The sequence below is a fragment of the Fibrobacter sp. UWB3 genome (assembly GCF_002210405.1).
In the GTDB taxonomy this organism is placed as follows: Bacteria; Fibrobacterota; Fibrobacteria; order Fibrobacterales; family Fibrobacteraceae; genus Fibrobacter.
Window position 1 is genome coordinate 1 of the sequence record NZ_MWQJ01000016.1, and the last position, 14,214, is coordinate 14,214.

Below are 14,214 nucleotides of genomic sequence, written 5' to 3' on the forward strand. Positions count from 1 at the left end.
CTCAAGCTAGCGTGTCTACCAATTCCACCACGACCGCGTGGTCCTTAGCGGAACGGCACAAATTTAGTTTAAATGTTTATTCTTGTAAAGGGGTGTTTGTGATTTTTTTTTGAAAATATCTTTTACCTTCTTCGACGAGATGGCGGAGGAGGTGCATTGTGTGAATTATGGTGACGTTCAGCCCTATGTGTATTTTTGTCCTCATCGTCAGAATATTGGGGTGGCGGTGGCGGAGCTGGGCGCTTGTAATTTGGCTGCTGCGGCGGTGGCGGCGCTGGTTTTCTCAAATTGTTGGATCGCGGTTGAGGGGCTGGCGGCCGGCGATCCCACGTTGTATTAGAACGAGGTGGTGGAGGGGGAGGCGTGTTTTTGTAACGTATATAATGCGTACGCTTTGGATGGTGACGTGGAGGTGGCGGTGCGTAGCGATGTGGATGGCGGTAGTGCGGCCTACGGTGAACCCAATCATAGACAAATGGGTCCCATCCCCAATAGACAAGACCTGCCCCGGTCCATGTCCCATTTATATAACGGATGCGAACATTGTTATCTGAAACAACGTAATAAATTACACGAGGATCGTATTCAGGGACGTATACGTATTCTTCTTGTGCTGGCTGGATTGTTATGTTGTCATCAACTTTAATTTCGATTTTGTCATCGCTTTGCAAGTAGCCGTTTTTGTGGGCGACCTTGCGCATTCTCTGTACGGCGTCCATGACATCGGCTTTCTGCATGTCGACGGCTTCGCCTAGCTGGTGTGCCCATGTGGCGTATTTTGCAAGCTTGTAGAGTACGTCGGGGAATGGAATCAGCGCTATCACGGATTCGTCGTAATCGAGTTCTGCTTTTTCGATCGATTTGGCTAAGTCATCGCCTTTCAGGTTGCGGTGAGCCTTGGCGAATGCGTATGCACTCGGAAAATCGTCCCCATGCGTTGTGGCGTTCAGAACATGAACGAGCAAGGGGTCTGGGTAAAGGGCGATGGTTGAGACTAGGGTGTCCAGTTCTGCCGGCGTGTAACGGGTCTGGGCATTTGCCATTAGCGGAAGCGCAAGCGTCATCGCGATAAGTATCAATAAACGCTTCATATTTCCTCCTTCTTTCAAGGGACTCTTTTTTAATCTACAAAAAAACGGGACGATTAAACAAGAATTCTAGGATTGAATACTTGGCGATTGTGTTAGAAATCAAGTGAAAATACGGCTTGAGCGCCACCGTTAAAATTGGGGACTAGGGCCATGTGCATAGGACTGTCGAAATCGCTTAAAAGCGCGTCTACGGCGGCATCGGCTATAGCGTACAGGTAAATCAAGACTCCGCCCCAAATGTAGGTGTTGCGGTTCTTTCTGTAGTAAGTCACGCGTTCGACTATGCGGTCGTATTCTTCTGATTTCGGATTTTCTTTTTCGACCAGGTGCTTACGATCAAGGTAATAGTTGACCATGTTCTGTGATGTGGATACGCTGGCCGCTGCACCAAGTATGCCCATATAAACTAAGCCTGCCTTGCCGAAATCACGGTTGAAAATTTGTCCGCCTCCAGGTAGTAAAGCCCAAAGAACGGCTGTTTTCATATCCCGATATTCTGTGCTTCGGTGGTTGTTGTTGTACCAAATGCCGAAGGTGTCGAACATTCCATAGAGATGTACACCGATAAGCCATGCGACTTCAGCTTTGCGGACGTCTTCCTGTTCCATTTTTTTGTCGCTCTGGGCTCTTACGCGTTCCAGAAATTCTTGTCGCTTGCTTTGGTATTCGGTGATGCTATCAAGCGGTGCGTTGTTTCGACGGGCTTCTAGGACCTTCGTTGTAAAGTAGAGCACAGAATCCTGGAAGGGACGGGCGCGATCCAAAAGTCTCTCTCTCTGGTACGATCTGTTGAAGAATACATCGTAAATAAGCAAACCTTCAATGCCTGTTAAAAATCCGCCACGGACATAGTGTTCTGTATAATACTGGCCGCCACCCGGTAAAAGGCTGAACAACATGGCGTATTTGAGCGAATTGCGTTTTGTCGGAATGTCCCATTCGTTTACAGGGAGCGTGTCGATTGCGGGGATCCCGGTCTTGCCCTTTAAAAGCGGAGTGGAGGACATTTCAAAATCCACATCGGAAGGTGCTTCCGAAACGTCATCGTCGTCGGAATCGTCTTCGGCATCTGTTTCGGGTGCGCTGCTATTGGCACCGGCGGATACCGCGGTGTTCCCCTTTGCCGAGTCCGGGACTGCAACTGGAGTGGCCGTCTCTGCAAAAAGGGACGCGCATATCACCAAAATTGCCGTTATGGTGGATTTTAGAGTCATTTGCGGCGAATATAGAAAAAGAATTTGGATGTGGTACTGGAAGGTGAAGTTGCAATGGGTGGAATTTATTTAATTTTTTCGCGAAAAAAAAGAAAAATTTCCAGTTTTTAAGAAAATGTCTGTTTTTGACATTTAATGTTTTTAACTTATAGGCGTAATGATGAACGAAATAATCAATATCGAACACGAAATTCACGAACTTGCCATGAAAATCAAGGAAGAGCTAATCAAGCGCGGTGAGATGATGGCGACGGCGGAATCCTGCACGGGCGGGCTTATCGCATCGAGCATCGTCAACGAAGCTGGTTCTTCTGCGATTTTGAAGGGTGGAATTGTCGCCTACCAGAACGAAGTCAAACATGACTTGCTGGGCGTTGACGAGGAAATTCTTGAAAAATACGGCGCTGTTAGCGAACAGACCGTAAAAGCCATGGCAGAAGGTGCCCGCCAAAAATTCAATTGCGAATGGGCGGTTGCTACGTCGGGAATTGCAGGGCCTACTGGTGCAGAACCGGGAAAACCTGTCGGAACGGTATGGATGTGTGTCGCCAGTAGTTTGCAAAATGAAGCCTTTTGCGAAATTTTTGCAGGAAACCGTGAACAAATCCGTAAAAAAAGCGTGTATAAGATTATGGGCAGGCTTCTTTTTTTGCTGAATAGCCAAAAAAGCACTTGCACAAAAGTTCACTAATTAGTATATTAACAAAAAAAGATAAAAAACGGAGTCCTATATGGCTAAGAAAACTACAACCCCTACTAGCAACCTTTCCAGCGAAAAAGCAAAAGCAGTCGAGGCGGCTATCGCCCAGATCGAAAAGAATTACGGTAAAGGTTCCATCATGGCCCTCGGTCAACAGCCGGTCGAAGATATCCCGGTCATTCCGACGGGTTGCATTCAGCTCGACATGGCACTTGGCGTAGGCGGTTTCCCTCGCGGACGTATCATTGAAATTTATGGACCGGAATCTTCCGGTAAGACAACGCTTGCTCTGCATGCTATTGCAGAAGCTCAGAAGCTTGGCGGCGTTGCAGCCTTCATCGACGCAGAACACGCTTTTGATGCGGTTTATGCTCGTAAGCTCGGTGTCGATATCGAATCGCTCCTCGTGTCCCAGCCGGATACCGGCGAGCAGGCTCTCGACATTGCCGAAACGCTCGTACGTTCTGGCGCTATCGACATCATTGTTGTGGACTCGGTGGCAGCCCTTGTGCCGCAGGCCGAAATCAACGGTGAAATGGGGGATAACCACGTGGGTCTTCAGGCTCGACTCATGTCCCAGGCTCTCCGCAAGCTTACCGGCATTCTCTCCAAGTCGAACACCTGCATGTTGTTCATCAACCAGCTCCGTATGAAGATTGGCGTGATGTTTGGCAACCCGGAAACGACCACCGGCGGTAATGCCTTGAAGTTCTATGCGACCCAGCGTATTGACATCCGCCGTATCGCCGCTATCAAGAACGGTGAAGAAGTTATCGGTAACCGTACTCGCGTGAAGATCGTGAAGAACAAGGTCGCTGCTCCGTTTACTCAGTGCGAATTCGACATTCTTTACGGTGTGGGTATTTCTCGTGAAGCCTCCATTCTCGACCTTGCCTGCGAACTGGACATCATTCAGAAGAGCGGTTCTTGGTTCAGCTACAACAACGAACGCATCGGTCAGGGCCGTGAAAATACTCGCCTTTTCTTGAAGGACAATACGGACCTCTGCAACGAAATTGAACAGAAAATTCGTGAAAGCATGAAGGATGTGGAGCTCTTCAAGCTCGGTGAAAACGATGCCGTCGATCTTGGTGAAGACGGTGATGAAGCAAGCATTCAAGAAGACGCTTAGTAACGATTTTTCTTCCTGAAAAAACATAAACCTCGGCCTTTCCTTTAGCCATTGGGAGGGGCTGGGGTTTTCTTTTGTATAAAAATTTATCTATATTCAAAATATATGATTCAAGACGTAAAATTAACAGTTGTTGCTGTCTGTATTTTGGCTTCGGCTCTAATGGCAAAAAGCAGCGTGCAAAAGGTATGTCCTCGACTCTTGACAAATTCTTCGATGATTATCAATGTCGAAGGAAAGTTTGTTAACGAAGAGAAAAATAAAACGAGGGTCTCCATTGAATGGAGGCATCATACCGACGATCTTGATACATTCTTTGTTAATTTGAACGATAGTCCGTCGTTTAGTTTCATTACCGCTGGCCGGTATCGCTATATGGAATTTGAAGGCGGTAAGGTCAAAAGGCAACTTGGCCTTCATCATCTGAAGGACAACATTGGAAAAACGCCACTAAAGCTAGACGATCTTGAACTTCTGGCGAACGGCTACTTCAAGTGTCCTGATTCTACGACGATGGAACCGAATGTTAATGTTCTTGCGACGGCAGCTTCGAATATGTGGTGGAGTGTCGTTGTCGATTCTCTCGAAAAGCCCGAAAAAGTTGTGATGCGTGGGGCTAAGAAACCGCGCTATTTCTCGATTGCGAATTGGAAATCCTATGCCAATGAATTGCTCCCGACCTTGGCTAGCGTTTCTAGCGAAGATTACAGCGGGAGCCTTTGGATCAAATCGGCTTATCCGATGCATTCTCTTGAAATCGAACCGCAACAAAAGCCGGTTCAGCCGAAAATCCTTTTGCCGGTTCCTAAGTTATTTGGAAAAATTGCTGTGGAAGGGGAACGAAAAGTACCCCTTATACTCAAGTTGAACCAGCAACTGCTGGGCGAATGAACCATTGTAGAAACGGCTCTTGTCGCGCCGCCACATGCCGGCCTTGACGATGAAGTTGCGAAGTCCGTCTTGCCAAGAAAAATGAGTTCCGAGAAGGACCATTCGATAGCTTAACGATTCCTTTTTGACACTGCCACCACTGCGTAAGAGCCCTGTTTTAAGGTACATGCCTTCGTAAAGGATTGCCCAAAAATTTGATACAGGGAAACGTCCAAAGCTTTGGAGTTCTACGATGTAGTCGCGGCTGAATACCGGGATATTGCGCTTATAATCGTAGCTTTTGCCTTCGAAATCCGTGCTGATATCAGTTAGCACGTAATGGGCTCCAAGACCGATAACGCCACCGTGTGGCAGGGTGTAGCTAAAGTCGATACTCATGTCGAATAGCTGGGCGTAGTCAAAATCGGAATTTGAGTTTCCGACATGGTCTAAGATGTAGTCTGAATTCCAGGTTTCGGCAATATGCCCTTTGCCTTTGACATCGGCGTTGACCATTTCCAAGTTTGACTTGAAGTAGAAGTAGCTTTCATAGACAAAGCCAAATTCGATTTGCGGATTCACTTTGAACGGTCTGAGCCCAAGCCCAGCGCGGAATCCTCCGTAAAACGGAGAGACTTCAATGGAGGCGTCCATCTTGAGGTATGCCGAGGCGAAACCAAGAGGACTCCCGTAATTCAGCGGGGATAAAGGTTCAAGCCAAGTATATCGCATGCCTACGTTGGCCTGCGGTACCCACTGCCCCCAGACAATCGGGGAATTCACCATTCCACCCCAAGACAAGTTCGGTCCGTAACGCAGGCCGACCAAGCTAGACTGGTCTACACCCACAGCAGCAAAGCAAAGGGAACCCCAAATCGCCACATTAAGTAAAATAATTTTAAACAAAGCGTTAATCTTATTCATTTCAGTGTAAAATCTAAAAATTATTTAGCTACTTGCGCAATAAATTCTTATTTTGTGGTCATCAAATACAAGGAGATCCAATGAAATTTTCCCATCTGTGCGCACTTTCCTTTGGTGCACTCATGCTCTTTGGATGTACGAATAGCAAGTATTCGTCGCCCGTGCTGATTGAACGCGGCGTCGGCCAGAACGAATACGAACGCGAGTACTTCATTTCCAAGGAAAGCATGGGCATCGACAAGCACTTGCAGAACACCTTCAAGCAGGGTTACATCGAAGAAGGCATGACGACCGACATGGTGAACCTCCTGTGGGGACCTCCCGATCACGAAACCGCTGACGGCATGGTCTGGGAATACTTCACTCGCGAAGGCAAGCTCATCACTCGTTTGTTCTGGAAGTACCCGGAACAGGCTCGTTTGAAGGGATACGAAGGCGAAAAGGTCCTCGACAAGATCGAAGGCGACCGCTATGGTGGATCTCCGGCTCCGAGCTCTGCACGCTCTAGCACGTACGATCACTAATCATTGCTTATAAACAACTGCTCCCCTTGGTTTAACCGCCGAGGGGCTTTTTTTATAAAAAAGGTGGCTCCGGAACACAGTCCGGGGTGACAGCAGTAAGAGGATTTTCTACATTTACGCGCGTTAAATTTTAAACCTCTCAAGGAGTTAATTATGCGTCAGTATATCATTGCTGGTAACTGGAAGATGAACAAGACCGTTAGCGAATCCGTTCAGCTCGCTAAGGATATCGTGGAAGCCGTCAAGGACGTGAAGAAGACCGAAGTCGTTATTGCTCCGACTTACCTCGCTGCTGCTAAGGTTGCAGACGTTATTAAGGGCACGAACGTGAAGCTCGCTATCCAGGACATCCACTGGAAGGACCAGGGCGCATACACGGGTAAGGTTTCCATTGACATGGTCAAGGAAATCGGTGCTGAATACGTGATCATCGGTCACTCTGAACAGCGTCAGTACTTCCACGAAACGGAAGAAACCGTGAACCTCAAGGTCAAGAAGACTCTCGAAGCTGGCCTCAAGCCGATCATCTGCATCGGTGAAACTCTCGACCAGCGCAACGGCGGCATCCTCAAGGAAGTTCTCGGCCTCCAGGTCAAGGGCGCTTTCAAGGACGTTTCTGCTGAAGACGCAGCAAAGTGCGTTCTCGCATACGAACCGGTTTGGGCAATCGGTACTGGCGTTACCGCTACCGACGAACAGGCTGAAGAAACTCAGGCTTATGTCCGCTCCGTTGTTAAGGAAATCTACGGCGAAGCTGTTGCAGAAGGCATGCGCATCCAGTACGGTGGCTCCATGAAGGGTGCAAACGCTGCTGGCCTCCTCGCTCAGAAGGATATCGACGGCGGTCTCATTGGTGGTGCAGGCCTCAAGGCTAACACCTTCAAGGAAATCATCGACGCCGCTGAAGCCAAGTAACTTTTAACGAAAGGAACGTCACAAATGACAACTCTCTTTTGGGTATTGATCGTCCTCCACGTGTTTCTCTGCTTTTTCCTTGCTCTCCTCGTCCTCGTTCAGAACGACAAGATGGGCGGTCTGGCAGGTCTCGGTGGCATGACTTCGCAATCTGCATTTTCTACCGCCGGCGCAGCGACCTTCATCCAGAAGTTGACCCGTGTCGTTGCTGTGATTTTCTTCATCGTGGTTTTCGCTCTTGGCCTCATCACGGCTAAGCAGGATCAGACTGTTGAAGAATCTGCTATGCAGAAGGCTACTCGTGAAAGCGCTGCCGAACAGGCTGTTCCGGAAGTTCCGGCTCTCCCGGCTACTTTCAATGCTCCGGCTGAAGTTGCTCCGGCTGCACCTGCCGCAGAAGTCAAGGCAGAAGCTCCGGCCGCACCTGCTGCTGAAGTGAAGGCTGAAGCCGCTCCGGCTCCTGAAGCTGCTGCTCCGGCAGAAGCTCCGAAAGCAAAGAAAGGCAAGAAGAAGGCCAAGTAAAAGTTTAGATTGACTTGATTTCAAGTCGGTCAAACCTCATTCAGAAGTCCGCCCTTGTGTAACGCAAGGGTGGGTTTCTTTTTTTATCAGGGTTGCTAAATTTTAATTGGAATTACATCAAGGATTTTTATGCAGAACACTCTTGTTTCTCCGGTTGGAATTTTGGGCTTTGGCGTTGAAGGCCAGAGCTCGTTGCGTTACCTTTTCCGCGAAGGTGTCAAGGATATTGTCGTGATGGACAAGAATCCGGTGACTCTCCCGGATGTGCCTGCAGGCGTGAACGTCAAGGTGAGCAGCGGCGAGAACTATTTGGACGGACTCAAGGATTGCGTGACGGTCATACGTTCGGCTGGCGTTTATCCAATGAGTCCGGAGCTTTTCAAGTTCCAGATGAACGGCGGTCTCATGACGAGCCAGATTCAGCTCTTTTTGGAACAAACTCAATCGAAAGCGACTGTGGGCGTCACAGGTACACTCGGCAAGGGTTCTACCGTAAGCATGATTTCGCACATTCTGACGAAGACCGGCCGCAAAAACGAAATTGGTGGAAACTTTGGCGTGCCGGCATTGGACTTGCTCGAAGACGAGACTCCGGACCGTATCAGCATCTTGGAACTTTCAAGCTTCCAGCTTATGACTTTGTCTGTGTCTCCGGATGTAGGCGTTGTTTTGCGCGTTTCGACAGAACATTTGGACTGGCACAAGAGCGTTGAAGAATATCGCGATGCCAAGGCAAACCTTGTGCGTTGGCAAAAGCGCGAAGGTACGTGCGTTTATTTGAAAGATGCCGAACCGACTGCAAAAATTGCATCGGAAAGCCCGGCAAAGACTAAGTATGCTGTAAGCCTTGCTGATGGTGCAAGCAACGGCGATGGTGATGCCGTGATTGACGGTGCGACTCTTGCGATTGATGGCGAAAAGCTTTATCTCTCGGATTGCAAGGTCCGTGGCATTTACCAGCTCGAAAACATGGCTGCGGCAACGCTCGCTTGCAAGGCTTTGGGCGTGAAAGTCGCCGATGCGTTCGAAGCGCTCAAGAGCTATGAGACGCTCCCGTTCCGTATGGAATTCAAGGGCGAAAAACGCGGCATTGAATTCTATAACGACAGTTATGCAACCCGCCCGGATGCAACGATTGCGGCAACCGGCAGCATGAAGCGCCCGTTTGCTTTGATTCTTGGCGGTTCGGAAAAGAACGCCGACTTTACGGAACTTTCAGAAATTCTCGTGAAGCAGCGCCCGAACTTGAAGCGTGTAGCGCTCATCGGCGCGACCGCCGAGCGCATGCTTGCTGATTTGAAAAAGGCTGGCGTGGATGAAGCGGGAATCAAAACTGCCATTTTCCCAACGCTTGAAGAAGCTTTTGCTGATAGCTTGAATATTGGTGAAGGCGGAACGGTCATTATGAGTCCCGCATGTGCAAGCTTTGGACTGTTCAAGAACTACAAGGTTCGTGGACAGGTTTTCGACAAGCTTGTTGAAGGTGTGTAGCGTGGTTTAACCGCGCTTATGGACTACGGAGCATATCGGGCATTCTTCATCTTTATGCCCGCGCGCTTTGCAGTAGTTGCGCCCAAAATAAATGATTTGCAAATGACGCTTTTCCCATTCTTCCTTGGGAAAAGCTTTTTTTAAATCTTCTTCGGTCTTTTCGACACTTGAGCCGTCGCTTAATCCCCAGCGTTCGGCGAGGCGATGAATGTGCGTATCGACCGGGAATGCCGGGAGCTTAAAGATGTGGCTCATGATGACGTTCGCCGTCTTGTGGCCGACTCCAGGGAGGCTTTCAAGTTCCTCGAACGTGTGCGGGACTTCGCCCTTGAACTTTTCGACGAGCGCTTGCGAGAGCTTGAATATGTTCACGCTTTTGGTGTTAAAGAAACCGCAAGGCTTGATGATTTCGGCAATGCGGTCTACACCGAGCTTAATCATTTTGGCTGGCGTGTCTGCTTCTTTAAAGAGAACCGCGGTCACCTGATTCACGCGGATGTCTGTGCACTGGGCGCTTAAAACGACAGCCACGAGGAGCGTGAATGGGCTTGTAAAATCTAGCGGAATGGGCGGATTCGGGTACAGTTCGTCCAGCTTATCGCCAATGAATTTGATTTTTGCAGCCTTGTTCATTTCCCGCTCCTTCAAGTTTCACTGGATCCTTCACTTTCGTTCAGGATGACGAGTGCGTTTGTGCGATTCTCGCCTTGGGCTTTCCGTCTAGTTTTTGTCGCGCGTGAAGTCTTGCTGCATGTTGAAGCTCGGCATGTCGTCGTGCGGGTGACCCACCTGAACGGCCGGGACGCCAGCATAAGTTGTGTGAGCAGGAACATCGCAAAGCACCACGGCGCCTGCGCCAATCTTTGCACCATCGCCAATGTGGATATTTCCGAGCAACTGGGCGTGGGCACCGAGCATCACGCCGTTTCCGATTTTCGGGTGACGGTCGCCGATTTCGTTACCGGTACCACCCAAGGTCACGCCATGCAAAAAGCTCACGTTGTTGCCGACGGTCGCGGTTTCACCGATGACGATATTTGTGGCGTGGTCCACCAAAAGTCCGTGGCCAATCTTTGCTGCCGGGTGGATGTCCATACCGAACTTGCGGCTGATGATGCTCTGGAGCATCTTGGCGGGGAAGTGGCGGCCTTCTTCATAAAGAACATGGGCTACGCGGTAGGCCTGCAAACCTTGGAAACCCTTGAAGAACAGTAGCGGTTCGAGGGGGCCTGTGCAAGCGGGGTCGCGGAGGACCGTTGCGTGCAAGTCCTTTGTCGCGCAAATGAGCAAGTTGGGATACTTTTCGTACATGACGCGGAACATCTTCTCGAGTTCTGCGCGGTCGATGACTTCGCCGGCGAGCTGACAGGCGAGGGTTACTCCAAGCATATCCGCAAAGTTCTTGCGGTTAAGGATTTGCTCTTCGAGCATCAACTTCGAAAACGGCTCGGTCTTGACGAGCTCTGCTGCGTCCTTGCGGAGTAACTGTTCCATTTCTTCTGGTGTCATGATGACGCCAAATATAAAAAAATTGGAGGCTCCGCCTTAGAATTGATTTTGAATCAAATTGAAAATTATGCGGGCGGGGCCCCAGCTCGGAGTTGCGAAGGCCGCACGGGCCCCTCCCTGCACCCACCCCATCCTTGGCCGACGCTTTATTCTCACGACGATTTATTTTTTTTGTTAATTGCGAGAATATCTCGCATAGACACAAAAAAATGTTCTAATGTGCGAAAAAAGTGAATATTTTATTGAATCTTACAATTCAAGCAATGCTTTGGCGGGAATCCAGAACCAGTTGGGGCGGAATTCTAACTCGTAGCATGCTTCGTAGATGGCTTTTGCGAGAATGTAGGGCTTGGATTCCTTTTCGATTTCTTCGGTGGAAATCCCGGAGACCTTGGAATACCCTGTGACAAAAGCTTTTTGCGCTTCGGTCGGATCGGTCTTCGCGACGGCGCCTGCATAGGCAAAGCTGCGCAACATCCCGGCGATATCGACGGCGGGGGAGCGTATAGTGCGTCTGTAGTCGAGGCTACGCGTGGGTTCCCCTTCAAAGTCAATAATCTCGAAATGCTTGGTGCCATTTGCACTTTGCGTAATCAGCACTTGCCCGAGATGGTAATCCCCATGGATGCGCTGTTTTTTGATGGTCTTGTCGCTGAATGTTTCGCGGAGCAAGTCGCTATAGCGGATGCGCAATTCCGGGAGCTTTTCGCGCAATTTCGGAGCGTACTCGGTATCCGCGGAGTTCTTCAAAAGTTGCGTCAGTCGGTCAAATGGCGGTTCGATGCCGCTGTACTTGGGCCCGCTTAAACGCTTGAGGCTTTCGTGCATCTGCGCGGTGGACATCCCGAGCTGGAAGGCGTCTGTGCTATCCATGTTGTTGCAGAATTCGCTCCAGGCGTCAAGTGCGTTCGGGAAATGTTCTTCGAGGATTCCCCACGTGTAAACTTCACCGCCTTTGGCCTTATAATTGCAGACGGCGTAAAGCCTTGGGACGCGACTGCTGTCGGCCTTGTTCATCGCCTCAAGGATTTCGGCTTCAGGGTGTAAACCCGGTTCTAGCCTGCGGTATAGCTTGAAGAAAAACTTGCCGGGAGCGCAAAATGCTGAATTGCTCTGTTCCTTTGAAACGGGCTTGATACTCGTGAGCGCTGCCCTAGAAAACGGCGATGTAATTCTAAACGAGAAAAATCCGGAGTCGCCTGCGAAAACAGACTGCTGAGAGCCATCGAGGAATGCGTCTTCGAGAATTTTACCGACCGCATTTTCGTCATCGATGACCGTATAAATGTCGCTTTCGCCGTCGTCGAACGAAACCTTGATAAGCCTGATGCGCGTGTTGCCGGCTTCTGTGGAGTCGAGCGTGTCTGCGCGTAAGATGGTTCTGTTTTTTCCCATGAACCAACGTTGCTTGCTAAAATACTTGATAAGGTTCATAATATAAACTTGTCATTCCCGCGAAGGCGGGAATCTCCCTACACGTTTTTTTTGAATATATAATTTTTGATTAGAAAATATTTTTTTAATAATAATCTATTTGACCAAAATAATGTATAATATAAAACGTAGGAGATGGAAGGGTGGATTCTCCTTGGAAAAACAAAGAAAGTGTCTTCGATTATGGTCGATGTTTGGTCGATACGGATTAGGAGAGGGCACTTTCTTTTTTATTTGCCCTAAATTATTTCCCTGGATTCTGAAGCGTTGCGAAATAGCCTTGTGAGCGTAACGAGGCTAGTACCTTGAGTTGCTGTGGCACGGGTTCGCGCGGTAGACCTTCGATTACGAAGGCGGGAATCTGCTTGATGGGCTTGAATGCTTCTGGAACATCGCTGTAATCGCAGAGCTGCCATGCAGCAAGCAGTTTTTCGATGAATTCCGTCCATGGAAAATTGTCGGACGGATGCATGGTAAATCTTGCGGGCTTAAGGTTGTCCCTTGCATCGAGCAAGAGACTCCCGTCTTTATAACAAGCGATAACGGCGGCCTTGCGAGAAGCTCCGTCGGTTGCTTTTTGTGCGGGAATGTTCAGGATGAGCTGCAAGCCTATGCCGTAGCGAGGAGTTCACGCTGGAGAAGGCTGTACTCGTGTTCCGAAATCGATGTGATTTTTAGAATCAGCTCGCGTTTGAGCCCTGCTTTGATGAGCTCTTTTGCTTCGTCAATTTTACTTGTTGTTGCCATATTAAGCCTCTTTTCTTAAAAGACGTAATATAAAAATAATCTTTCTGTGGTAAAATTGTCAATACTGGAAAGAAAATTTTTTCGGCAAATATATAAAATTTGTGTTCTGTAACACATTGATAGTCAATGAATTGGAGTTGACTGATTGTCCAAGGAAACTTTAATCACGGCCTTTTTTGTGTGATTCAGTTCACTTGAATCTTGTCGCTTGGCCATGTTTTTTGATCGGTCTTATAAAAATTCCGGTGGGACTACGCCTTCGAGAACGGGGAAGAATTTGCGATAATTGCGTTCAGCCTCACGGTCCAGTTCGGCCGAAATGACCTCCTCGTTTTGGTGCGAGGCCTCGGCGAGAATGTCACCATTTGGCGAGATGATGAGGGATGTACCTGCAAGCGGGAGCTTTTGGTCAGGGCTTTCACTGACGGCGTTTACTGCGGCGATGTAGACTTGATTTTCGATAGCGCGTGCTCTGAGGAGTGTTTCCCAGTGGCTACGTCTCTTGGCGGGCCACGCTGCCTGGATCGTGATGAAATTTGCGCCTTTTTTGGTCGCTTCGCGGAATATTTCGGGGAACCGCAAGTCGTAGCAGATAAACGAAGCTATTGTCCAGCTTACAGATTCTGCCTTATTGTCATTCCCGACGCCTGTCCTCGCTTGACGGGGATGATCGGGAATCTCCTTTAATTTAAATAAATTAATATTTTCGCCCGCGTTAAAGCTTTCCTTCTCGGGGAAGAACAAGTTCATTTTGTTGTATCCGCAGAATTCCTGGGCTTCGTTGGGCTTGTAGATGCTTACGTGGTTGTAAAAGCCGTGGTTTGCGCGGGTGATGCCTGCGCCCATGATGGTGCAGTTCGTTTCGTTTGCAATCTCGGAGAGCGTGCGTGCGGTTTCACCGGAGACATTTGTGCTGAAGTCTTCGGCTGCATCGCCCAGATCGGTAGGGACATACCCTGTGGCGAACATTTCGGGGAGGAGTACTAGGCTCCCCGCTATGGGCTTTGCCTCGAGAATAATCTTCTTTGCACGGTCGAGATTCTCGGATTTGTGGCCCTTGGCGCTATCGAACTGGACTAAATATACTTTAAGCATGCGTATAATATAAGATGTTGATGGCTTGCTTGAATTTTTCTTGCAT

The 14,214-nt window shown here is 49.0% G+C and carries 16 protein-coding genes; 7 read left to right on the plus strand and 9 right to left on the minus strand.

Features of this window, described 5'->3' with window-relative positions; genetic code table 11:
* Window positions 1–122: 122 nt before the first annotated feature.
* Window positions 123–1,091, minus strand: coding sequence for a DUF3300 domain-containing protein (locus tag B7991_RS14255; protein ID WP_088631428.1), 969 nt, complete (start codon window positions 1,089–1,091; stop codon window positions 123–125).
* Between the two features lie 92 nt (window positions 1,092–1,183).
* The gene (locus B7991_RS14260; RefSeq protein ID WP_141099884.1) at window positions 1,184–2,305 is read right to left on the minus strand and encodes a DUF5683 domain-containing protein; all 1,122 of its coding nucleotides are present in this window, start codon (window positions 2,303–2,305) and stop codon (window positions 1,184–1,186) included.
* Between the two features lie 157 nt (window positions 2,306–2,462).
* Here B7991_RS14260 and B7991_RS14265 point away from each other — a divergent pair, with 157 nt between their 5' ends.
* The 3 genes from B7991_RS14265 to B7991_RS14275 all read left to right on the plus strand — a co-directional run bounded on the left by B7991_RS14265 (window position 2,463) and on the right by B7991_RS14275 (window position 5,028).
* Window positions 2,463–2,996, plus strand: a complete 534-nt coding sequence (locus B7991_RS14265; RefSeq protein WP_088631430.1) for a CinA family protein — start codon at window positions 2,463–2,465, stop codon at window positions 2,994–2,996.
* A gap of 40 nt (window positions 2,997–3,036) precedes the next feature.
* A complete protein-coding gene (gene recA, locus B7991_RS14270; protein WP_088631431.1) occupies window positions 3,037–4,137 on the plus strand; it encodes a recombinase RecA in 1,101 nt (366 codons plus the stop codon).
* Window positions 4,138–4,299: 162 nt separating this feature from the next.
* Window positions 4,300–5,028 (plus strand): hypothetical protein, encoded by a 729-nt coding sequence (locus B7991_RS14275; protein WP_088631432.1) that lies wholly within the window; start codon window positions 4,300–4,302, stop codon window positions 5,026–5,028.
* Here the strand turns inward: B7991_RS14275 and B7991_RS14280 are convergent.
* Window positions 4,948–5,931 (minus strand): hypothetical protein, encoded by a 984-nt coding sequence (locus B7991_RS14280; RefSeq protein WP_088631433.1) that lies wholly within the window; start codon window positions 5,929–5,931, stop codon window positions 4,948–4,950. The two genes, B7991_RS14275 and B7991_RS14280, sit on opposite strands and share 81 nt — an antisense overlap.
* A gap of 80 nt (window positions 5,932–6,011) precedes the next feature.
* Between B7991_RS14280 and B7991_RS14285 the strand changes: the two genes are divergently transcribed.
* The 4 genes from B7991_RS14285 (at window position 6,012) to murD (ending at window position 9,383) form a co-directional block, all read left to right on the plus strand.
* Window positions 6,012–6,455: a hypothetical protein gene (locus B7991_RS14285; RefSeq protein ID WP_088631434.1), complete on the plus strand. Its 444-nt coding sequence runs from the start codon at window positions 6,012–6,014 to the stop codon at window positions 6,453–6,455.
* Between the two features lie 153 nt (window positions 6,456–6,608).
* Window positions 6,609–7,370, plus strand: coding sequence for a triose-phosphate isomerase (gene tpiA, locus B7991_RS14290; protein ID WP_088631435.1), 762 nt, complete (start codon window positions 6,609–6,611; stop codon window positions 7,368–7,370).
* Between the two features lie 24 nt (window positions 7,371–7,394).
* Window positions 7,395–7,892: a preprotein translocase subunit SecG gene (gene secG, locus B7991_RS14295; RefSeq protein ID WP_088631436.1), complete on the plus strand. Its 498-nt coding sequence runs from the start codon at window positions 7,395–7,397 to the stop codon at window positions 7,890–7,892.
* Between the two features lie 129 nt (window positions 7,893–8,021).
* Window positions 8,022–9,383, plus strand: coding sequence for a UDP-N-acetylmuramoyl-L-alanine--D-glutamate ligase (gene murD, locus B7991_RS14300; RefSeq protein ID WP_088631437.1), 1,362 nt, complete (start codon window positions 8,022–8,024; stop codon window positions 9,381–9,383).
* Between the two features lie 6 nt (window positions 9,384–9,389).
* Here murD and nth read toward each other — a convergent pair whose 3' ends face one another.
* The 6 genes from nth to B7991_RS14325 form a co-directional block, all read right to left on the minus strand.
* Complete coding sequence (gene nth, locus B7991_RS14305; RefSeq protein WP_088631438.1) at window positions 9,390–10,016, minus strand: endonuclease III; 627 nt, start codon at window positions 10,014–10,016, stop codon at window positions 9,390–9,392.
* 87 nt (window positions 10,017–10,103) lie between these two features.
* Entirely contained in the window at window positions 10,104–10,892 is a 789-nt protein-coding gene (gene cysE, locus B7991_RS14310; RefSeq protein WP_088631439.1) for a serine O-acetyltransferase, read from the minus strand.
* A gap of 249 nt (window positions 10,893–11,141) precedes the next feature.
* Window positions 11,142–12,326: a phosphotransferase gene (locus B7991_RS14315; protein WP_088631440.1), complete on the minus strand. Its 1,185-nt coding sequence runs from the start codon at window positions 12,324–12,326 to the stop codon at window positions 11,142–11,144.
* A gap of 244 nt (window positions 12,327–12,570) precedes the next feature.
* The gene (locus tag B7991_RS14320; protein WP_088631441.1) at window positions 12,571–12,933 is read right to left on the minus strand and encodes a hypothetical protein; all 363 of its coding nucleotides are present in this window, start codon (window positions 12,931–12,933) and stop codon (window positions 12,571–12,573) included.
* Window positions 12,934–12,935: 2 nt separating this feature from the next.
* Window positions 12,936–13,073, minus strand: coding sequence for a hypothetical protein (locus B7991_RS14930; RefSeq protein ID WP_173462673.1), 138 nt, complete (start codon window positions 13,071–13,073; stop codon window positions 12,936–12,938).
* A 231-nt stretch (window positions 13,074–13,304) separates the two neighbouring features.
* On the minus strand, window positions 13,305–14,168 hold the full coding sequence (locus tag B7991_RS14325) for a nitrilase-related carbon-nitrogen hydrolase (RefSeq protein ID WP_088631442.1): 864 nt from the start codon (window positions 14,166–14,168) through the stop codon (window positions 13,305–13,307).
* Window positions 14,169–14,214 lie beyond the last annotated feature (46 nt).